This is a genomic window from Chitinimonas violaceus, assembly GCF_052601015.1.
In genome coordinates this window covers 1-860 of record NZ_JBQXDJ010000197.1, presented here as the reverse complement: position 1 = coordinate 860, position 860 = coordinate 1, and the positions used below count along the sequence as shown (strand labels likewise).

Annotated in this window: 1 protein-coding gene; it reads left to right on the top strand. The window is 55.3% G+C overall.

The annotated features are described in order from the left end of the window. The coding region (locus ACUHMQ_RS20885; RefSeq protein ID WP_445297363.1) for a VCBS domain-containing protein at nt 1-860 on the top strand (860 nt) is incomplete at both ends.

The window sequence follows — 860 nt, the reverse complement described above, 5'->3', positions numbered from 1 at the left end:
GACGGGTGAGTGGAGCTACGCCGTCGACCCAAGCAAGATTCAGTTCCTTAACGAGAACGAGCGGGTAACGGATACCTTGCAGGTAAAGAGCGAGGATGGCACTGCCACCCAGGACATCGTCGTCACCCTCACCGGCACTAATGACAAACCCGTTATTAGTGGTGATGCCAGCGGCAAGGTGATTGAAGCTGGTGGTGCAGGTAATACCGATGCAGGTGTTGCCACAGCAAGCGGCACTTTGACGATCCGCGATGTGGATCATGACGAGAGCCACTTCAAAGCACCCAGCAGCCCCAATGGCGTGTATGGGACGTTTAAGTTTGACCCCGACACCGGCAGGTGGACCTATACCCTCGATAACAACAATCCAGCAACACAGGCGCTGACCGAAGGCCAGGAAGTACACGACACCCTGACGGTGACCAGTCTCGACGGTAGCGTGAGCCAAGTCATTGATGTGACGGTGACCGGCAAGAACGATAACGCTCGCATCAGCGGCGTCAGTACCGGAGAAGTACAGGAAGACGGTGCGTCATCGATATCCGGTAAGTTGCAGGCGCACGATGTGGATGACGGTGAAGCGGTGTTCCAGAAGCCAGCCAGTCTGGCGGGCACCTACGGGAACTTCATCTTTAATGAGTCGGATGGCAGGTGGAGTTACACAGTCGACAACAGCAGGATTCAATTCCTGGGTGATGGGCAGCATGTAACAGACACGCTGGAGGTACGCAGCAAGGACGGTACGGCTACTCAGAATATCGTAGTGACGATCAATGGGCTGAACGATGTTGCGGTGATTGGTGCAGGAGCGGGTGACAGTAATAAGGGGGTGGTGGTTGAAGACACTACCTTGGTCAGTC